Below are 19,009 nucleotides of genomic sequence, written 5' to 3' on the forward strand. Positions count from 1 at the left end.
GAAGTTTGTAGGAAAAAGGCTGCGCCCTGCCGAAGGAGTAACACTCTCAGGTGCCTGGTATTTCAGGTGAGGACTATGAATGGATGTAACTCTGGAGAATCCCATTTTGGGTGCCGAAGGTGTAAGGCTCGAATTCCTCGGGCTAATCTCTCAGGCCAAAGAACAGAGAATCTGTGCTCAAGTACTTTTGGGCCTTTTTGCGCGTATCCAGAGTCAAACCATATGCTTATGGTTTGACTCTTTTATTTGTCAACAAACAATGCATCAGGAGGAGTGTTCAGCATGGAATGGTTTTCTAATTTAGTCGTCAGCATCAACGCAGTATTATGGGATGTCTTTTTAATTCTTCTTCTTTGTGGTGTGGGCATTTATTTTACGATTCTTACCAAAGGGGTACAATTTCGCCTGTTCAAACAGAGCTTTAAGCTAACCTTCGGCTCTATTACTTTGAGAGGTAATGCAGCCAGCGATAAGGAAGGCATGACCTCATTTCAGTCTCTGATCACCTCGGTGTCCGCCCAGATTGGTACAGGAAATCTGGCGGGTGTGGCTACCGCTATGGTATCCGGCGGCCCCGGCGCCGTATTTTGGATGTGGGTGAGTGCAATTTTAGGCATGGCTACCATTTATGCCGAAGCTACTCTTGCTCAGCGTTATAAAACCACGAAAAACGGCGAGCTGGTGGGCGGACCGGTCTATTACATCCGCGCCGCCATCAAGGGGCGGACCGGTAGGGTGGTTGCCGCTGTTTTTGCCCTTTTGCTTATCATGGCCCTTGGCTTCATGGGCAATATGGTTCAGGCCAATTCTGTGGGCGGGGCCATGGAAACCGCTTTCGGGATTCCTTCAGAAATCATCGGGATAGGATTGGCACTTATTTGCTTGCTGGTTTTCCTGGGGGGTGTTAAGCGTATTGTTGCCGTTGCGGAAAAAGTGGTTCCTTTTATGGCAGTTTTCTTTACTTTGGCATCCTTTGTAGTTATCGGCGCAAATTTCTCTAACATTATCCCTGCCTTTCATGATATTTTTGTGGGCGCCTTCTATCCTCAGGCGGTTTTAGGGGGTGTCCTGGGGGTAAGCGTGCAGCAGGCCATCCGTTTCGGCATTGCCCGGGGCTTGTTCACCCATGAAGCCGGTATGGGATCAACGCCTCACGCCCATGCTCTGGCCCGTGTCAAAGACCCTTGTGATCAAGGCCTTGTCGCCATGATGGGGGTTTTTATCGATACCATTGTTTTACTGCCCTTAACTGTTCTGGCCATTTTAACTTCAGGTGTATTGGGCTCTGCCGATGCCAACGGTGAATTCGTCACTGGAATTCAACTGACTCAGGCTGCTTATGCCCAGGTCTTTGGTCAATTCGGCTATGTCATTATTGCCATCTGTGTCCTTTTCTTTGCTTTTGCTACAATTATGGGCTGGTACTTTTTCGGTCTGGCCAATGTAAAGTATCTCTTCGGAAAAAAAGCAGTTCCTTTTTATGCCATACTGGTTGCTGTGTTTGTAGGTGTTGGCTGCGCCCTCAAGGTTGACCTGGTGTGGAATTTGGCCGATCTTTTTAACGGCTTAATGGTCATCCCCAATATTTTGGCCTTGATCATTCTGGGTGGGGTTGTGGCCAGACTCACCAAAAACTGGGGCTCGAGAAGCTAGCTGACTTCGATGGCCACCTTGCTCCCGCCCAGCCCGGCTTGAGCAGGTGTGACCATGAGCTTGACGGGCACTCTGTTCTTGATCGAATCCACGTGGCTGATGATGCCCACGGATAATCGGTCATGGTGGAGCCTTTCCAGGGAGTCCATCACCACTTCCAGGAGGTTGTCATCCAGAGTTCCGAAGCCCTCATCCAAGAAAAACAACTCTAAAGGGGCCGTTCCTTTAAGCTGAATTTGGGCGGACAGAGCTAACGCCAAAGATAAAGAGGCCAGGAAGGTTTCCCCGCCGGATAAGGTAGTGGCATCCCGTTGGGCGCCGCCGTTCTTATAATCCCGGATCAGGAACTTTCCGTTCTGGTCCACTTCCAGGCCATAGTTGCCCCCGGTAATCTCTCTGAGCCGCTTACCGGCTTCGATAGAGACGTATTTCAGTTGGTGGGCCGCCACAAATTCAACGAATCGCTTCCCCCTGAATAATTTCTCCAGATCCCGCAAAAGTCCCAGCTGACGTTCCAGCTCTGCCTGACTCTTCAGCAGGTCTTTTTTCTTCGCCAAATTCTCTTTCATGGTCCTGACATGGGTCTCGATCTCAATCTTGCTTTCCTCCAGCCCTTTGCAGAGGGTTTCTTTTTCTTCCTTGAGCCTTTGCATTTGCTCCCATTGTTCAGCGGTCAAACTCCGCCCGCCAAGCTTCTTTTGCAAATTCCCAATGGCGCCAAGAAGCTGAGTTAAGGAGTCCTGATAGTCCTTGACCTGCCTTTTTAGTTTCTCTATCTCATCTCTGCTCAGTAGATGACTCTTCGCTTCCTCAATATTCCCGATCTGTTCCTCCTGTAAAACCTTATCCAGAGACTCCTTATCCTTTTGACTTCTTTCCGCCAGGCCTTGCCAGCTGGTGTGTGCTGATTGCAGGCGGACATAGCACTCGTTGTACTGTTGTTCCGTCTCGTTTTTCCTTGTTTCGGCCTGGACATAGCTCTGCTCGATCCGGGTTATTTGGCTGATGAGTTCCTTTTGATAGACCTCTAAATTCTCCACCTCACTCACTTTGGCTTTTATGGCAGTCTGCTTATCCTGAATGCTGCTCTCTTTCTCTTTGAGGACTCCCAGGCTTTCCTTTAAGGATTCTGTCAGGGCAGACAGTTCCGTACTCAGAAATTCTTTTCTGGCCTGAGCTTTTTTTAAGGTATCCCTTAAGCCTTTCAGCTCACTCTCCAGTCCGGCCTTCTCTTTTTCCTTGACGGCAATCTCCTGGTGCTCCTGCTTAAGGTCCCGGATATTCAGTTCAGCTCTAAGAGCGGTTAGTTCCTGCTCATAAGCTTCATATTTAGCCTTTGCCAGTTCGAGATTCTTCCCTCTGCTCTCCAGTTGGCCCATTGTTTCTGTTTTAATGGTATTTTGCTCATTAAGCTTTATGGCCAGCTGATTTTTCTCTTGAGTCAGCCGGTTGAGCTCTGCTTCCAATTCTCCTTTTTGCTTTGTATATCGGGATATCCCGTCCCTTAACGTCTCAAATTCCTTCTGCATAGCCTCAGGGTCATAGGCTTTGTATTCTTCTCCTAGGGCGGCAGCTTTTTCTTCAACCTCTTTCAGGGTGTTTTCCAGGGTCTTGATCTGTTCCTGGGCCTGAATCATTTCCTGGTACAGGCTTTGTTCCTGCTCCTTCCCTTCCCTTAAAGCAGCTTGGATCTCTTCAAGCTTTTCAGTATCAACAGCAGCATTCCCATGATCAGGCTGATGGTGGGTCGATCCGCACACCGGGCAAGCTTCTCCCTCAATCAAGGCCACGCGCAAGGCATGAGCCAGATTTTCCCTTTCAGCTTTCTTCAGATCGTTCTCCAGCTCAGTGATTTTCTGTGCCAATTGAACTTTTTGCTGTTGGGTAGTATCCAACTTGGGCAAAAGATCACGGATACCCGCTTCGCTGCGACTGATGGCACCAGAATACTCGTGATGCCTGGCCCATTGTTCCTTGACTTGATTGAGCTTTTCCTGCAAGGCAATCAGGGTTTCCGAGTCTCCCGGGCAGGTTTCCTCTAAATTCTGAAGGGTTAAAGCAAATCCTTGGAGTATCTCCGTCTTGGCCTCCAGCTCTTGTGAATATTTCAGCCCCTTTTCCTGGGCCTCTTGAAGCTTCTCATCAATGCTTTTGACTTCTGAGCCTAAGCTGACCACCTGTTGCCCGGCTTCTTCCCAGCGGCTGAAGGTAAGGAGGGCTTCATTGATTTTCTGCTTAAACTCTTGGTCGATGGTTAAAGCTTCCACCTTTTGCTCTTTCTCCTGAATATCAGCATTGACCTTGGCAATAAATTCTTCACCTTTATGTATTCGGCCTTGCTTCTCTTCCCGTTCCTGTTCCAGCCGGCCAATACTCTCTTGAAGAGACTGCTTTTCCTGGATGAGGCCCTCCAGCTTCTTTTTCTCCAGGATAGCGTCGGCAGCACTCTGTTCACGCAGCCTTAAAGCAGGAAGCTCTTTGTCTTTTTGAGCCCCCGCTTGTTCCCATTGAGCCTCTGCTTCCTTTTTCTGTAAAGCCAAAGCTGCAGTGTCCCTCTCGAATTGGGCTACTTGAGCCTGAGTTGTGGCGATCTTCCCCAGAGTATCTTTATATTGATCCAGATAAGGTTTAACCCTTAAGGACCGTTCCCCGAGAGTCGCTTTGATTTCACTTTCTTTAATCACAGCTGCCGCTTTTTCAAGTTCAGCTTTTTGAGCTTCCTGCCGGCTTAATTCCCCCTGCAGCTCCCACACTTCTTTCCCGTTGTGAAAATCATCAACCGCCTTTGTTAATTCCGCCTGAAACTGCACCAGCTGCTCTTCAAGGGAGCCTAATTCCTTGTTCTTTGCTTCCAAAAGCTCTTCACTGCACTCTTCATAGGATTTGAGCTGACCTGCCAGGACATTGGCTTTGTCCAGCTCCAGCCGGACTCTTGCTGCTAAGCGGGAGGACAGTTCATCGCCATATCTTTGCAGATTAAACAACCTTTCCAGCATTTCTCTGCGGTCTTTTCCCTCCAGCCTCAGAAACTCGCTGAATTTCCCCTGAGGCAGAACCACGGTGCGGGTGAAATCTTCCAGGGTCAGGCCGATGATTTCCTCACTCTTTTTGGTAACCTCCCTGACCTGTTCTTCCAAAACCGCCTCTTCGCCGGCGGTTATAAGCAGCATCTTGGCCGAGTGGGTGCGCACATTGCCTGACTTTTTATCTCTGCGAAACTCCCGATCCACCCGATAAGTCTTGGTGTCCTTCTCTGCAATCTGGAATTCGTAGCTGACCTGCAACGATTCGCAGTTAGTGTTCATGTAATTGGTGCTTCCCCGGGCCACTGCGCCATAAAGAGCCAGAGTCATTCCGTCCAGGATAGTGGATTTGCCGCTGCCGGTGGGTCCGAAAATGCCGAATAAACCTTTGCTGGTAAGCTGGGAGAAATCAATTTCCTGGGTATCGATAAAGCTGTTCAGCCCTTTGATCTTAAGCTTAATGGGTCTCATGGATTTCTTCCCCCTCCTGTTCCTGGATAATGGATAACAATAAATCCACAATCTCCTGCTGAGGCTCTACCGTTCTTTCTTTGCGATAGAATTCTTTAAAGATATCCTCAATTTTCTGATCGGCAAAACTGTTCAGGGTGAATTCCTCACTTTCCCTTCCAGGCAAAACCGGCACTATCTCCAGGATGTCTTTCTTGGCGCTTTTCATGAGCTTAAGCTCATCTTCCCGAATATAGCGATCCGTATTGACTTCCAAGTATACCCAACAATCCCTGTCTTTGTTTTCTTCACATTTCTTGAGAGCCGCCTCGATGCTCCCGCACTTCCAGACTTCAATCGGTTTGTACACTTTAAAATCCACCTCTTCAAGAGCGTACTCTTGTTGGGGCTTCAAATCGACAATGAAACCTTTCTTAGCGAAAGGGATCTCCTTTTTGCTGTAGTGAATAGGGGAGCCTGCATAGCGTGCTCTTTTGTCTGTACCGGGAACGATTTGCGGCTTATGTATATGACCCAGGGCAATATATTGAGCTGCCTTGGGAAAGCAGCTGCCGTCCACGATAAAGCTCCCTCCCAATTGAATGCTTCGTTCTGAGCCAGATTCTTCGCTTCCTGCAGCAAAGAGATGGGACACTATCATATTGATTGTATCTTCCCGAAACTTTTCACTTAGGCTGTCCAGGAGCATTTTGATTTTATCCCCATAAATTTTGAGCCGTTCCTCTTCTTCATCCATGGCACCGTATAAGACTTCGTTGAGCCTTTTTTCACTGGGGTAAGGTAGAGTGAGGATCACGGCTTTTTCCCCGTTGATCTCAAGTTCCACAAAGCCTTCACCCGAATCGATCACCTGATGCCTGCCATACTCCCCTTGGGCAACAATCGTCTTCGGTGTTCCCACCATAATAATTCCATGATCCCTGGCCAACGGCCCTGCGGCCACCAAGCGTTCCGGGTTGTCATGGTTTCCGGCGATGACTAAGGTGAGCCGCTCTCCATTGGCGGATAATTTCTTCAAGGTGTCATAAAACATTTTCTCCGCTTTGGCCGGGGGATTGGGGCTGTCATACACATCTCCGGCGATCATGACCAAATCCACCTGTTTCGCCTCGACCATATCAATAAAATCCTTCAGAAAAAGCTCCTGCTCCTCCATCCGGCTCAAACCCTCTAAATTCTTGCCTAAATGCCAATCCGAAGTATGTAGAATCCTCACATTCCCCATCCTTTCTCTCTATGGAGCCGGTAAATATCTTTTTGAGGAGCCGCACAATCCGGCTGCCTCAACTTTATGTGCTAAACCCATTATAGCTTATAGTCAGGACAAAATACTGACTAAAATCATGGTAAGTGTAAAAGAAAAAGCCGCTGCTTCAATCCCAAAGCAACGACTCCTATGGCGCGGAGCATTATCGCTGTTTCCCGGAGGGCCGGGGGTTCAATTCCCGCTTGGCAAGATTTAACAGCTTCGGGGAGCTTAAAATATCCCAGCCGGTAAGGGCTAAGGCTTGAATAGCCAGCAAAAGCAGGCGCTCTCCCGGAGCGGAAAGGCAGGCCTGGGCAAAATCCCGTGTATGGGGTATGTTCATCCCTCCCCCAAGGGTTAAGTAAGGATGAATAGCCGGGACAATCCGGCTGACATTTCCCATATCCACAGAACCCATGGCCGATTGGGGAGGAGAAATGTTGCGAACGCCTAATTCCCGAAGATTGGTTTCAAAAGCCCCGGCTAGGGCACGATTGCTTTGCATTTCATCATACGAGTTTTCAAACATGTTCCAAGTGACTTTGGCTGAGACCGCGGACGCAGCCTCTTGGGCACAGCGTATTACCTGGTTGCGAATGATATTCAACACCTTCCTCTGGCGTGCCCGCAGATAAAACCGTGCCACAGCCCGTTCCGGTATCACATTGGGTGAGGTGCCGCCCTCTGTGATAATTCCATTAATATAAGCATCTTGAGGAAGATTATCCTTCAACCGGTTTGTCCGATTGAAAAAATCGATCAGGGCTTCTAAGGCATTCACTCCATAATAAGCAGCTGCTACAGCGTGGGCCGCTTTTCCTAAAAAAACGAACTCCAAGGCATCTAAGGCCAACGAGGAGATGATCGTAGCATTCTGACTCCCCGGGTGGAACATAAGGGCCGCATCCACCCCTTCAAATGCCCCTTCATTCACTAGAATGACCTTGCCGCCGCTGGTTTCCTCTGCCGGGCTTCCCACAACCCAGATCTCACCGGACAGTTCAAGGCTTTTGCTCAAAGCAATGGCTGCTCCCACACTGGCCGCCCCGATCAAATTATGCCCGCAGCCATGACCAATTCCCGGTAAAGCATCATACTCCGCTAAAAAAGCAAGTCGGGGACCAGGCTTATACCCTGAAAAGCGGGCGATAAATGCCGTATCCAAACCGGCTGCCGGCTGTTGAATTTCAAAGCCATGGCTTTTAAGCAGTTGGGTTAAGGTCTCCACCGCAAAATATTCCTGATACCCGAGCTCCGGACGCTCGCCAATCAGGCGTGCTGCCTCCCATGCTTCTTTCCAGACGATACAAGCCTGATCTCTAAAGAACATCTTAAGGGCGTCCATTAAAACAACTCCCTCTCTTTAGGAATTCCCGTCGATTGTTGTGCTATTGAGTTTATCTCGTATTCCTTCAAAGAGGACCCATGAAAACAAGATACCCATCACAGCCAAACCATATTGCTGCCATAGGAACTGATATCCTATTTTTAGGTTGGAGAGAATGGCCAGTGTATCGAGAAACCAATCCCACCTATTCTGGAGCCAGGCCAGCATAGGAATATTGGCGGTAAGCCACAGGACAAAGGTATTTAACCCGCCGCCAAGCCAAGGTCCCAAAAACCAGTTGATGAGAAAGAGACTTAAAGAAAGGACAAATAGCCCGCTTAAAAAAATGGTCCCCCATTTTCTGCGTTGCCTAACTAAGCGCTTTGCCTGAAAATCCACCGGAGCAGCAAGAATCTGTTCTATAATTCTCGCCTGCATTTCTTGCAAAGGCTCTTGCGCTATGGGCTTATCCTGAAATACCGACTTAAGCAGATCATCCATTTCCTTCATGACCATTCCTCCCTTCCATGATTTGGCGGAGTTTTTCTTTACCTCGATGGAGGTGCGTCTTGACTGAACTGATGGGAATATTTAAAACCTAGATTCTACGTCAGTACTTCAAAAAGCATAATCAAAGCCTTGATAAATATGCGTTCCTTCGAAATTCAGCTTTCACCCATTGGGTGAAAGAAAAGTGCTCAAAAATATGTTAAATTATCAGCTTTTATGACTCGATATATGGTAAAATAATAGTAAGAAAAGTAGTAAAAAGGGGTTCTAATTATGATTAATAAAATTGATTTCAAAGCTAAGAATCTAACATCAAATGCAGGTCTTTTTCTGCTCCTTGAGAATGCAAAAAGCAATGGGATTTTTGATTTTATTGAAAATGACCTCGTATTTGATAATGACTCAACAAATAAAATCAAGATGAATCATATAAAGACCATGCTCTGCGGTCACTTCATTGGCATTGATAAGTTAGAACGTCTAAAGCTACTTCAAAATGATCCCCTCGTCAACGAGTTTGATATTTCCGTAAAAGAACCTGAAACAGTGTCACGGTTTCTAGGAAACTTCAACTTCAAGACAACCCAAATGTTTAGAGACATTAATTTTAAAGTCTTTAAAAAACTGCTCACTAAAAGTAAATTGACATCCATTACGATTGATATTGATAGTAGTGTAATTAACGTAGAAGGTCATCAAGAAGGTGCGTCAAAAGGATATAATCCTAAGAAACTGGGAAACCGATGCTACAATATCCAATTTGCATTTTGCGACGAATTAAAAGCATATGTTACCGGATTTGTAAGAAGTGGCAATACTTACACTGCAAACGGTGCTGCGGAAATGATCAAAGAAATTGTTGCTAACATCAAATCAGACGATTTAGAAATTTTATTTCGAATGGATAGTGGCTACTTTGATGAAAAAATTATCGAAACGATAGAATCTCTTGGATGCAAATATTTAATTAAAGCCAAAAGTTATTCTACACTCACCTCACAAGCAACGAATTCATCAATTGTATTCGTTAAAGGAGAAGAAGGTAGAGAAACTACAGAACTGTATACAAAATTAGTTAAATGGGAAAAAGACAGAAGATTTGTCGTATCTCGCGTACTGAAACCAGAAAAAGAAAGAGCACAATTATCACTTTTAGAAGGTTCCGAATACGACTACTTTTTCTTTGTAACAAATACTACCTTGCTTTCTGAAAAAGTAGTTATATACTATGAAAAGCGTGGTAATGCTGAAAACTATATCAAAGAAGCCAAATACGACATGGCGGTGGGTCATCTCTTGCTAAAGTCATTTTGGGCGAATGAAGCCGTGTTTCAAATGATGATGCTTTCATATAACCTATTTTTGTTGTTCAAGTTTGATTCCTTGGACTCTTCAGAATACAGACAGCAAATAAAGACCTTTCGTTTGAAGTATGTATTTCTTGCAGCAAAAATAATCAAAACCGCAAGATATGTAATCATGAAGTTGTCGGAAAACTATCCGTACAAGGGAGTGTATGAAAAATGTCTGGTATAATAAGAATATCATCAATAAAATTGAGTGTTGCTCTGTGGATAACTTGCAGAGTTTATTAAGTATCATTGCAGCAAAGATGAAATCAATGATTTATCAAAAATGATTGAAAGGTGGTTGTAAATAATGTTACAATGTGTGAGAAGCAGTCTAAATTCTTCGTGAAATAGTGATTTTTGAAGCTAATAAAAAACACACGTGGAATTTAGGTTTTCTTTATAAACATAGGGGGAATTGCATGAAACGTTGCCTCATCTGCCTAGAAGAATTGGATCTGTTTCGGGGTCTGGAAAAAGAACAGATTACAAACTTGTGTCAATGTACAAATAAAAAACGGCTGTCCAAAGGACACTATCTTTTTTATCAAGGGGATATTACAAGTACTATATTTCTTGTGAAATCAGGAAAACTTAAACTTGTGCAAAGTGCTGAAGATGGACATGAAACAATTCTGGATATCTGTGGTCCCGGTGAGGTACTAGGTGAGTTGTCGCTATATCAAGAACAAAAGGAATGTTCTAGCGCGTTAGCCATGGAAGAGGCTTGCATCTGTTGCTTTAGTAAAATGCAATTTGAAATGTTAATTAAGAAAGATCCTTCTTTTGCCTTAAGGATAATTGATTACCTTGGGCAAAAGCGTTATGCCAATATGAATTCAGATAAGGAAACTAGACGAACTGTAAAAGAAAGATTATTAGGTCTATTTTATAACCTTGCCAACCAATATGGGAAAAAGCTGCCAAACGCGACAATGATCGATTTAATAATTACGCAGCAGGAATTAGCTGATATGATTGGTTCTTCACGGGTAATGGTCATTCAGGCCCTTAATGAGTTAAAAGAAGCCAAAATAGTCGACCGCACTAACAGATATTACATATTAAAAGATGACCCTTGTCTTAGTACGCACATATTTAAATAATAGGGTCAAGCAGCTACTTCTCTGATTTTTAGGTATGGAAATTCAACTTTTCAAATTTTTTTATTAATTGTTAAATACTTAACAGTATTAGAAACATAAATCACCTTATAATAAATCATAATTATATTCTAGGAGGGATTTTCTTTGATAGCTTTAGGTCCTATAGAAATAATGAATCATACTCCCTGGCATTTTCTGGCTGCATGTGTGCTCCTGGTCTTATTTTTTATCGCTACTTTTAGTGATGACCAAAACCTAAAAACAAAACTCCGTAAAATCATGTATGTTGTCTTTGGCTTCGCAGTATTAACAGGATGCTATGTTTGGACACTTGTTGATTTTAGCCTTCCATTGTTAATCAAGAGCATTGGAGGTTTCGCACTCTTTTGGGTGATGATCCAACTCACAAAGAACCGATTCAATAAACTTTATTGGGGGTTATTTATTTTAATTGCCGCTGTAGGTTTGACATTGGCTTTCGTCTACATTTAATTGAATTAATTAACCTGTTATAAGACTAATTATCCGAAACAATATCAGGCCGCTTCTAACGGAGTAAAGGGTTGAACAAAGGGAAATACAAACGCTGTCAAGTAGTAAAATATACTATAGAAATTGATTAAAATGGGGGGCTGTAACGAAACTTAGCCCCAAGCGAAAGACGTCAATTATGGCGTCTATTCTTTTTGGGGTGTTGCAGGGTTGCATAGATTTTCCGTAAAACTGTGCTTATCTCTTCATAGCTTAGCTCCTGTTGGTAACGCAGATAGAGTGCTTGCCGGTAATGCTCGGGCAATTCTTCCAGGATCGCCCTGACGTCCAAGGCCTGCTCTTTGGCCAAATAGGCTTCCTCCGGTCCCATCTGCCGGTCCACCAGGCTCTCATCGATACTCAAAGGAATTTCCCGCTTTCTCTTGCGCATAAGATCGATGGCCTTATTTCTGGCAATGGCATAGAGCCAGGCCCGAAAAGTATATTTATCCGAGTAGCGCCAAAGATTCCCATAAGCTGCTAAAAAAGCTTCCTGGGCACAATCAAAGACTTCATCCTCAGCGCCCAGTATTCCGCGTAAAAAATGAATTAAGGGTTCTTGATAGCGCTGGACCAGCAATCCGTATTGCTCATGCCTTCCCTTAAGAACCTGCTGAATTAATTCAGCATCTTCCATAATGACGAGCAGCTCCTATCTCTTTCTTCTACCTCTCATCATGGTTACGTTTCAACACCTAAAAAAGTTTCGCTATTATCATTTTAAGCCGTATTCATGAATTCTGCAATTCAACTTTTGGCTAGAATTCTTTATTATATTTAAACTTTTTGTCACGGATAAATTTTTTGTCCAAAAGCCGAGCTTATGAGACCCACTGCTAATTCCGCGGTCTTATTCTGCGCATCCAAAATGGGGTTGACCTCTACCACATCCATGCTCAACAGGCATTGGCAATCAGCAACCATCTCCATAGCCAAATGAGCTTCCCGATAGGTCATCCCCCCTTGAACCGGGGTTCCAACACCGGGAGCCTCACTGGGGTCCAATACATCCAGATCAAAGCTGATATGGACTCCGTGGGTACCTCGATTGGCGATTTCCAGCCCTTGCCGAACCACCGCCTCCATACCCAAGCGGTCAATATCGCTCATGGTAAACACTGTAATCCCGGATTGGCGGATCATAGCCCGCTCTTCATCGTCAAAATCCCGGGCCCCGATAATCACGGTGTTTTCTTCCTTGATCTTCCGGGCGGCTCCGCCAATACTGGTTAACTCCTTAACGCCAATACCATTGGCCACAGCTAAGGGCATGCCATGAATATTGCCGCTGGAGGTGGTTTCCATGGAATTATAATCCCCATGGGTATCAAACCAAATAACGCCAAACTGCTTGCCGCTGGCGGCACACCCCGCTAAGGAGCCTATTCCCAAGCTGTGATCCCCCCCGATAATTAAGGGAATGACCTCCTCCTTAATGGCTTGAGCCACCAGGGGATAGAGCTTTTGATTGACCTCTGAAATCTCAGGAAGATATTTGAGCAGAGGATCTTTAATTTCCCGGGTCTCGGCGATCGGTACATCGATATTACCCACATCCTCCACTTCCCAGCCCAGCTTTTTTAAGCGCTCATGAAGACCCGCATAGCGAATAGCACTGGGACCCATATCCACCCCTCTCCGATCCGCTCCTAAGTCGATAGGCACTCCTATGATGCGCACCTTTCTTCTTTCCATTGATAACCCCTTCTTTCGATTTTAAGATTGTAAACCTTGTGCTCCTCAGGTTTGCTTTATATTTTGTTTTTTATGGTATGAGTCTCTTATTAAGCTTTTCAAGGAAAAGAAATTTATATACAAAAAAAGCAATAGGAGGTCATTAGGGAGGCGCTAAACTTTTTTGATTCCTTTCAGAATATAACCTAATCCGAGTCCTAAGAAAGCACCTATTGTAGGCAAATGGAAACAGCAGACTTTAAAAATCTGCTGCTATTTTCTAAAATGTTCAATTGGACTTAAGGGATGAGCTGCTTCAGAATCTCTTCCATATCCATGCCTTGGATTAGCTCAAAACTTCCCGCTTGAAAACGGCCGGCCAGATTCTTTTGCTTAACTAAATCCAGGAATTCGTCTTTCGAAGATATCCATCCTTCGTCAAGCAGAAGGCCGGCAATTCTATCTGCCGTAGATCCTGAGGGAATAACAAAGGTTTGCGAGGGCTGGGGGTTCTGTACAGGGTTTTCTCCCGTCTCATCAGGCTTTACCGGATTTTCGGGAAGCTCAGGGTTGTTGTTCCCCTCCCTGTTCTCATCTTCACCTGGATCAGGAACCTCACCCTGGCTTTCGCTGCCCGGTGTGTTGCCGCCAGGGCCGGTCTGCTCCGGCGGTGAACTCCCGGCAAAGTTAATGCTCACAGGGGGAATCACCATGGCCAGAAGAGCACTGAGTATCAGTCCTGAAGCCAACCCTAATATATAGGAGCGGGATAGCTTCATGCTTTCAGCCCCTTTCCCTTAAGGGCTGTACGCAGAACCATATTGACTGCATCCCGGCTGATGGCCAAATGGCCGGCAATTTCTGCTACAGACCAGCCTTGTTGATCAAGCTCCAAAACCCATTGATACTTTTCAGGGAGCATTGGAGAAAGGGGCTCCGCTTCAGTGTACCGGTCAAGAGGTTCCAGAGGAGAATCGCTCAAAGTATTGCCATTATCATAGAGACGATGATAATGATTGGTCCCCTGACTTGAGTTCAGAGGATTGGCAGAGAGATAAGGCTGGGGTTTCATCTGAGGCTGGGGCTGAGCAAAAGTGTTCACAGCTGAAGAGGTCAATTGATTAATATTAATCTTCTGGGCATTAACCTCGGTACGGAGATCCGCTTGAACGTTCTCATTGCGGAACAGTCTCAACTCATGGTCTCCTAATTGAGTTTCAACTTCACGAAGACCCTTTTGAACTTTGCTGATCTCCTTTTTTACTCCGGCTAATCCTTGAAGGATGGTGAGTATTTCCGGGCTGGTTTTGCCGGAAGTATTCCCCATTCTCATCGCCCAAATAAGACAAAGCACCCCTAATATAAACAAAAGGACGGGTAAAAGAGTCATGCGGTATTCCCTCCTATTTTTTCGCAGACCAAAGCGTAGAGTACATTATTCGGGACAATACCCAACATTTCCTTCTTTTTCAGCAAATCCAGTTCTTATGCCTTCACTGGGAGCGGCATTTGTAAAAGCCAATTGGCTATAGAATGTTATACAAATATGTAATATAATGTTAGTGATATTAAAATTAAGGAGAGTTGGAGATATGTTCCGTAATTTTATGCGAAGGTCCTTTACCCTTACTTTAATATTTCTATTAATGTGCTCTACTTATGTTTCGGCCGTGCCGATATTACCCTGGTTGCCAGAGCCCTTGGTTCACTCTACTAAAATCATTGAAGACCGGTTAGAAATGACCAGCCCAACCACCGGCATTTTCCACTACAAACTCTTTGATATAAATGGCAAGGACATCACCAGCGAATTTCCGGTTTCTGATCTATTTGTAGACGTGAATCTTTCAGAAAACGGTTGGAACTCTTCGGGGAGAATTCCCGAGGTAAGTGTAGATCCTCAAACAGGAACCTGTACATTAACTTATGATTTTTCCCAATCGGATAGATATGTTAAGGTTTATTTAATGCCTAGATATAGCTACAGTGATAGAAAAACCTTAGTTGTCGGCAATTCCGATGAAGAATCCCTGAAGAGAGTTGATGAACTTCACATTCTTACTGATAGTTTAACGAGTTCTGGGACAAATACCGCCACATTTCGCTACAATGTCATCAATTTCATCGACGATATTACCGCTAAAATTCCTGCTTCTCAGATCGAAGCCTTTTCAATCCCGGGTTCCGAGCTCACCTTAGACCCTGCCACAGGTATCGGCACCATTGCTTCTGATACCTTAGATACAGACCAGCTTATCAAAACCACACTAAGAGATAAACTCACGGGAGTTACCGCCGTTTTAAACACTTTTGGATTAAAGCCGGTTCCAGCTTCGCAAGTGACAACCCCTTCGGCAATATCCAGAGTTGATTTCGTTTCAAGTGATCTGGTAAAAACCGAGACGGGTACAGCAACTTTCCAATATAAACTGTTGGATCATTATTATACAAATATCACCAAAACCATTCCCTCGGAACAGCTGAAGGCAACAGCTGTCATTAGTTCTACCCATGCTGATGTAAGCCTGGATCCAGAAACCGGTACCGGTACCATAACTTATGATTTCTCTGATAATGATGAGCAAGTTCTGGTTACTTTGGCTCACCAAAAAGGAATGGAAATCTCAGCGCTGTTAAACCTTCATTCGCCATCAGGGTATGAAGCAAGCGACACTGAAAACAACACTGATGAGGATCTTGACATCGCTCAAATATCTTTTTTACCCACTGGTAAATTATCCCCTAATATCACTACTTATTTGCAATACCGAATACTTAATAAAGAAGGTAAAGATATAACGCCAAAAATTCCTGCTTCAGAGTTGCATGCAAGCTCATCTATCAATTCAATGATCGATTTAAAGCCATCAGACAGGGATTTTAAGATAACCTATAATGTACACGACTCAGATAAAACGATTCTTGTTTCCTTGGAAGACAAAGCCACCGGTGTAAAGACAGCCATCAATATCGGCGATATGCCTCCAGAACCTGGATCAGAAGATACTTCCATTGATAACACAGCCCTGACCTTTAAGGATCCCGTTTTGGAAAAAGCAGTCCGGGAGCTTATCTATAAGCCAACAGCAGAGATTTATAAAAATGATGTTAAAAACATCTTAAACTTATTCATCGGCAAAGGCTGCGAAGATTTATCCGGAATAGAAAACTTAACCGGTCTGGCCTCTCTTACCATCCATTCCGATCAGCTTGGTGATCTATCGCCTTTAAAAGAGCTGCCAAAATTAAGAAGCCTTAACTATCAGGGTACCCTAAATGACTTAAAATCTTTAGAACAGCTGACACATTTAACTCTTCTTGAGATTGGCTCTGCAACACTTGGTAACTATGATTTATCCTCAATACAACAAGCTTTACCCAATTGCTACATTATACATTAAATAATAATACACTAATTAAAATAGTCCTCTAACAAATAGTCCTCGGGTGATCCTAAGGACTATTTGTTTGGAACTATGCAAAGACTGGATCAAGGTCGTTCATTCACCTTAATTTATATCCACGATGGGGATTCCCTCCTTTTGCAGTTTACGGCAATATTCGGAGAGACCTTGGTAGATGGCTACGCTCAGTTGATGTTGGTAGTCTGTTTCATTTAATTTCTGCTCTTCCTGAGGATTGGACAGGAAACCGACTTCCACAGTCACTGCGGCTTGGGGTGCCTTCTTGAGAATAAACAACTCCTGGTCGGCTTTGGCCACCCGCTTGGTTCCGGTCAGTTTATTGAGTTCCGTTTGTATGGCCTCAGCCAGAAGTTTTCCCTCCGGTAAACCCTCATGATAAAAAACTTGGGGGCCGGTTAAGGAGTGGTTGGGGGAGCTGTTCACATGAATACTTAAGTAGACATCGGCCTCGAAATCTTTAGCCAGCTGGATTCGTTGTGCCAGGTCCTCCCTTTTTCTTCTGGCAAGGCCTTCAGAAGTTCCCAGATCCACGTCGGCTTCCCGAACCATGACTGGCTTACCCCCCGATTGTTGAACAAGGAGTTGCAGATGCTTGGAAATATTTAAGGTAATATCCTTTTCCAGGCTGACTTTGCCTACAGCCCCCGGGTCAACGCCGCCGTGCCCGGCGTCGATAAGGACAACCTGATTACCGATGGTCCAACTCCAGATTTCTTCGTCCTTTTGGTTATACTTCCATACTAAGCTGCCTGTCACAATAAGCACCAGCGCAAACAGCGCCGCTACCATCCAACCTCTATTCCATCGTCTGCGATAGTTGAGCCCATCCCTTCTCATTCTCCTCATGGCTCTTCTCCCTTCCCATGCCTTGGGCCGGATGTTATCCGCCCTTTAAAAAACTTATGGAGAAGAGGCTTGGCATTATTCCTTGATAGAGGCATTCCTTAAAGAATTTTCAAATCATCCAGGGTTGGTTCCAGCTAAAAGAGCATTCGGACGAAAAGACAACTTTTCCTTACCTTTTGAGTTGTAAGTTGCTTTACCCTTAAATTGCGGGAACTCCCGGGCTTTGACTTCCCCCTGGTAAAACTATAGAGTTAATAGTATTAGGGCCTTGGTTGCCCTTATGCTTAGAAAGTATATACTTGCAAGTTTATACTTTCTGACAACGTAGCAAACGACTCTGCGGGCGGCGCAGAGTACAAGAATGGAGGGTCAAACAAATGAGCGAAACTGCAATTCAGGCTGTCGAAAGGAAAGAAAAACCCAAGGAAGTCCGAAGCAAAGGTTTTGTGCCGGGGGTAATCTACGGCAAAGGTATGGACTCCATCAGTGTGAAATTCGATGAGAAGAGGCTTAACAAGGCCCTGCAGGGCCGTTCTCAAAAAGCTAAAATCTCTGTGCAGGTTGCCGGCGAAACCAAGCAGTGCTTCGTCGGAGAAATTCAAAAGGATATTACTTCAGGAAAGACCATTCATATCTCTATGCAAGTGGTGGAAGATGATCAGGTTGTGAAGATGAAAGTTCCGATTACCTTCGGCGGCAGTGAAGCACTCAGTGAAAGAAAATTGATCGTACTGCCCTATTTTTCTGAATTGGAGCTGACAGGTCCCAGTGCCGATATTCCGGAATATGTGGCTGTCGATGTTGCGGATAAATCTTTAGGAGATAAAATTACTGTAGCAGACTTTATGGTCAGCCCTTCAGTAAGCGTACTGGATGATCCGGAAAAAATCATCGCGGCGATTACCGGCGCAAGATAGTATAAAAGAAACTATGCAAAAACCAGGCCTGAGCTTATAGGCCTGGTTTTTTGATTCATCGATTTACTTCCCCAGGTGATTTACCTTCCCCGGAAGCGGCTTAAAAAGTTTTGCAGGCGGGGGCTCTGGGGGTTATGGAAGATCTCCCGGGGCGGTCCTTCCTCGATAATGTGTCCTTCATCAAAGAAGACTACCCGGTCCGCCACATCCTTAGCGAAATCCATCTCGTGGGTGATGAGGAGCATCGCCATCTCCCCTTCCTGGGCAATTTCCTTGATAACCTCCAGCACTTCACCCACCAATTCCGGATCCAAAGCCGAGGTCGGCTCATCAAAGAGCATGATTTTGGGACGCATGACCAGAGCCCTGGCGATAGCCACCCGTTGTTTCTGCCCGCCGGACAGTTGGGCGGGATAGCCATGAAGCTTATCACCCAGTCCCACTTTCTCCAGCATAGCAATGGCCTGGGCCTCAGCATCATCTTTGGTCATCCCCAGCACATGGATGGGAGCGGCTGTCACATTGCCCAAAATAGTCATATGAGGAAAAAGGTTAAAATGCTGAAAGACCATACCAATCTTGTTGCGAATTTTATGAAGATGCTTTTCATTGGCTTTAACCATTTTTCCCTTGACCTTCTGCTGCCACAAGGACTCCCCATCCACTTGGATGGCTCCGGAAGTAGGCTCTTCCAGGGTCATGAGCAGCCTGGCCATTGTAGTTTTTCCTGAGCCGCTGGGTCCGATTAAGGCCACTTTCTCTCCTGGCGCAATATCCAAGTCAATCCCTTTTAAGACCTGCAAGTCTCCATACGCTTTGGAGATTTTTTCGTAGTGCACTACAGGTTGTTTTACTTTTTTTCCGGCCACGGTCTGCTGATTTTTCGTTTCATCCGGTGTATTTTTTAACAGTTTCAATTGAGCACTCATCC

At 45.1% G+C, this 19,009-nt stretch carries 16 protein-coding genes, 1 pseudogene and 1 riboswitch; of the genes and pseudogenes, 6 read left to right on the plus strand and 11 right to left on the minus strand.

The window, feature by feature from the left end:
* Nucleotides 1-81 precede the first annotated feature (81 nt).
* Nucleotides 82-176, plus strand: a riboswitch (glycine riboswitch).
* Nucleotides 177-282: 106 nt separating this feature from the next.
* On the plus strand, nucleotides 283-1,653 hold the full coding sequence (locus tag DESLBE_RS13120; RefSeq protein WP_144677177.1) for a sodium:alanine symporter family protein: 1,371 nt from the start codon (nucleotides 283-285) through the stop codon (nucleotides 1,651-1,653).
* Here the strand turns inward: DESLBE_RS13120 and DESLBE_RS13125 are convergent.
* From DESLBE_RS13125 to DESLBE_RS27445, 5 genes and pseudogenes are all read right to left on the minus strand, one after another.
* The gene (locus DESLBE_RS13125; protein ID WP_144677179.1) at nucleotides 1,650-5,147 is read right to left on the minus strand and encodes an SMC family ATPase; all 3,498 of its coding nucleotides are present in this window, start codon (nucleotides 5,145-5,147) and stop codon (nucleotides 1,650-1,652) included. The two genes, DESLBE_RS13120 and DESLBE_RS13125, sit on opposite strands and share 4 nt — an antisense overlap.
* On the minus strand, nucleotides 5,134-6,363 hold the full coding sequence (locus DESLBE_RS13130) for an exonuclease SbcCD subunit D (RefSeq protein WP_144677181.1): 1,230 nt from the start codon (nucleotides 6,361-6,363) through the stop codon (nucleotides 5,134-5,136). Before DESLBE_RS13130 ends, DESLBE_RS13125 begins: the two co-directional genes overlap by 14 nt.
* Before the next feature lie 193 nt (nucleotides 6,364-6,556).
* Nucleotides 6,557-7,738, minus strand: a complete 1,182-nt coding sequence (locus DESLBE_RS13135) for an amidohydrolase (RefSeq protein WP_018214223.1) — start codon at nucleotides 7,736-7,738, stop codon at nucleotides 6,557-6,559.
* 18 nt (nucleotides 7,739-7,756) lie between these two features.
* Nucleotides 7,757-8,230 carry a hypothetical protein gene (locus tag DESLBE_RS13140; RefSeq protein WP_005808690.1) on the minus strand — a complete coding sequence of 158 codons (474 nt, stop codon included), beginning with the start codon at nucleotides 8,228-8,230 and terminating at the stop codon, nucleotides 7,757-7,759.
* Nucleotides 8,214-8,318 (minus strand): annotated as a pseudogene (locus DESLBE_RS27445) (RNA polymerase subunit sigma-70); the annotation flags it as partial. The gene DESLBE_RS13140 and the pseudogene DESLBE_RS27445, both read right to left, overlap by 17 nt.
* Before the next feature lie 185 nt (nucleotides 8,319-8,503).
* Here DESLBE_RS27445 and DESLBE_RS13155 point away from each other — a divergent pair.
* The 3 genes from DESLBE_RS13155 to DESLBE_RS13165 all read left to right on the plus strand — a co-directional run bounded on the left by DESLBE_RS13155 (nucleotide 8,504) and on the right by DESLBE_RS13165 (nucleotide 11,177).
* On the plus strand, nucleotides 8,504-9,766 hold the full coding sequence (locus DESLBE_RS13155) for an IS1380-like element ISEcp1 family transposase (RefSeq protein ID WP_000608644.1): 1,263 nt from the start codon (nucleotides 8,504-8,506) through the stop codon (nucleotides 9,764-9,766).
* A 235-nt stretch (nucleotides 9,767-10,001) separates the two neighbouring features.
* Nucleotides 10,002-10,685, plus strand: coding sequence for a Crp/Fnr family transcriptional regulator (locus DESLBE_RS13160; RefSeq protein ID WP_015262316.1), 684 nt, complete (start codon nucleotides 10,002-10,004; stop codon nucleotides 10,683-10,685).
* 144 nt (nucleotides 10,686-10,829) lie between these two features.
* On the plus strand, nucleotides 10,830-11,177 hold the full coding sequence (locus DESLBE_RS13165) for a hypothetical protein (protein ID WP_015262315.1): 348 nt from the start codon (nucleotides 10,830-10,832) through the stop codon (nucleotides 11,175-11,177).
* A gap of 172 nt (nucleotides 11,178-11,349) precedes the next feature.
* Here the strand turns inward: DESLBE_RS13165 and DESLBE_RS13170 are convergent, their stop codons facing one another.
* The 4 genes from DESLBE_RS13170 to DESLBE_RS13190 all read right to left on the minus strand — a co-directional run bounded on the left by DESLBE_RS13170 (nucleotide 11,350) and on the right by DESLBE_RS13190 (nucleotide 14,280).
* Nucleotides 11,350-11,853, minus strand: a complete 504-nt coding sequence (locus DESLBE_RS13170; RefSeq protein ID WP_144677183.1) for an RNA polymerase sigma factor — start codon at nucleotides 11,851-11,853, stop codon at nucleotides 11,350-11,352.
* Between the two features lie 152 nt (nucleotides 11,854-12,005).
* On the minus strand, nucleotides 12,006-12,911 hold the full coding sequence (gene rocF, locus DESLBE_RS13175) for an arginase (protein WP_144677185.1): 906 nt from the start codon (nucleotides 12,909-12,911) through the stop codon (nucleotides 12,006-12,008).
* Between the two features lie 278 nt (nucleotides 12,912-13,189).
* Entirely contained in the window at nucleotides 13,190-13,669 is a 480-nt protein-coding gene (locus DESLBE_RS13185; protein WP_144677187.1) for an endolytic transglycosylase MltG, read from the minus strand.
* A complete protein-coding gene (locus tag DESLBE_RS13190) occupies nucleotides 13,666-14,280 on the minus strand; it encodes a sigma-70 family RNA polymerase sigma factor (RefSeq protein WP_018214226.1) in 615 nt (204 codons plus the stop codon). The genes DESLBE_RS13185 and DESLBE_RS13190 overlap by 4 nt, the downstream gene beginning before the upstream one ends.
* A gap of 202 nt (nucleotides 14,281-14,482) precedes the next feature.
* Between DESLBE_RS13190 and DESLBE_RS13195 the strand changes: the two genes are divergently transcribed.
* Nucleotides 14,483-16,291 carry a hypothetical protein gene (locus DESLBE_RS13195; RefSeq protein ID WP_144677189.1) on the plus strand — a complete coding sequence of 603 codons (1,809 nt, stop codon included), beginning with the start codon at nucleotides 14,483-14,485 and terminating at the stop codon, nucleotides 16,289-16,291.
* A gap of 108 nt (nucleotides 16,292-16,399) precedes the next feature.
* Here the strand turns inward: DESLBE_RS13195 and DESLBE_RS13200 are convergent, their stop codons facing one another.
* Nucleotides 16,400-17,161 (minus strand): N-acetylmuramoyl-L-alanine amidase, encoded by a 762-nt coding sequence (locus tag DESLBE_RS13200; RefSeq protein WP_015943004.1) that lies wholly within the window; start codon nucleotides 17,159-17,161, stop codon nucleotides 16,400-16,402.
* Nucleotides 17,162-17,538: 377 nt separating this feature from the next.
* On the opposite strand from DESLBE_RS13200, the gene DESLBE_RS13205 reads away from it, so the two are divergent.
* A complete protein-coding gene (locus DESLBE_RS13205; RefSeq protein ID WP_005808697.1) occupies nucleotides 17,539-18,078 on the plus strand; it encodes a 50S ribosomal protein L25 in 540 nt (179 codons plus the stop codon).
* Between the two features lie 80 nt (nucleotides 18,079-18,158).
* Here the strand turns inward: DESLBE_RS13205 and ehuA are convergent, their stop codons facing one another.
* Nucleotides 18,159-19,007, minus strand: coding sequence for an ectoine/hydroxyectoine ABC transporter ATP-binding protein EhuA (ehuA, locus tag DESLBE_RS13210; protein WP_144677191.1), 849 nt, complete (start codon nucleotides 19,005-19,007; stop codon nucleotides 18,159-18,161).
* Nucleotides 19,008-19,009 lie beyond the last annotated feature (2 nt).

This window comes from Desulfitobacterium sp. LBE (assembly GCF_007830365.1).
GTDB classification, from domain to species: Bacteria; Bacillota; Desulfitobacteriia; order Desulfitobacteriales; family Desulfitobacteriaceae; genus Desulfitobacterium; species Desulfitobacterium hafniense.

What these genes read in the sequence shown, in the direction of transcription:
- DESLBE_RS13120 (WP_144677177.1), top strand. Translation starts at nt 283, where the DNA reads ATGGAATGGTTTTCTAATTTAGTCGTCAGCATCAACGCAGTATTATGG.
- DESLBE_RS13125 (WP_144677179.1), bottom strand. Translation starts at nt 5,147, where the DNA reads ATGAGACCCATTAAGCTTAAGATCAAAGGGCTGAACAGCTTTATCGAT.
- DESLBE_RS13135 (WP_018214223.1), bottom strand. Translation starts at nt 7,738, where the DNA reads ATGGACGCCCTTAAGATGTTCTTTAGAGATCAGGCTTGTATCGTCTGG.
- DESLBE_RS13140 (WP_005808690.1), bottom strand. Translation starts at nt 8,230, where the DNA reads ATGAAGGAAATGGATGATCTGCTTAAGTCGGTATTTCAGGATAAGCCC.
- DESLBE_RS13155 (WP_000608644.1), top strand. Translation starts at nt 8,504, where the DNA reads ATGATTAATAAAATTGATTTCAAAGCTAAGAATCTAACATCAAATGCA.
- DESLBE_RS13160 (WP_015262316.1), top strand. Translation starts at nt 10,002, where the DNA reads ATGAAACGTTGCCTCATCTGCCTAGAAGAATTGGATCTGTTTCGGGGT.
- DESLBE_RS13170 (WP_144677183.1), bottom strand. Translation starts at nt 11,853, where the DNA reads ATGGAAGATGCTGAATTAATTCAGCAGGTTCTTAAGGGAAGGCATGAG.
- rocF (WP_144677185.1), bottom strand. Translation starts at nt 12,911, where the DNA reads ATGGAAAGAAGAAAGGTGCGCATCATAGGAGTGCCTATCGACTTAGGA.
- DESLBE_RS13185 (WP_144677187.1), bottom strand. Translation starts at nt 13,669, where the DNA reads ATGAAGCTATCCCGCTCCTATATATTAGGGTTGGCTTCAGGACTGATA.
- DESLBE_RS13190 (WP_018214226.1), bottom strand. Translation starts at nt 14,280, where the DNA reads ATGACTCTTTTACCCGTCCTTTTGTTTATATTAGGGGTGCTTTGTCTT.
- DESLBE_RS13195 (WP_144677189.1), top strand. Translation starts at nt 14,483, where the DNA reads ATGTTCCGTAATTTTATGCGAAGGTCCTTTACCCTTACTTTAATATTT.
- DESLBE_RS13200 (WP_015943004.1), bottom strand. Translation starts at nt 17,161, where the DNA reads ATGAGGAGAATGAGAAGGGATGGGCTCAACTATCGCAGACGATGGAAT.
- DESLBE_RS13205 (WP_005808697.1), top strand. Translation starts at nt 17,539, where the DNA reads ATGAGCGAAACTGCAATTCAGGCTGTCGAAAGGAAAGAAAAACCCAAG.
- ehuA (WP_144677191.1), bottom strand. Translation starts at nt 19,007, where the DNA reads ATGAGTGCTCAATTGAAACTGTTAAAAAATACACCGGATGAAACGAAA.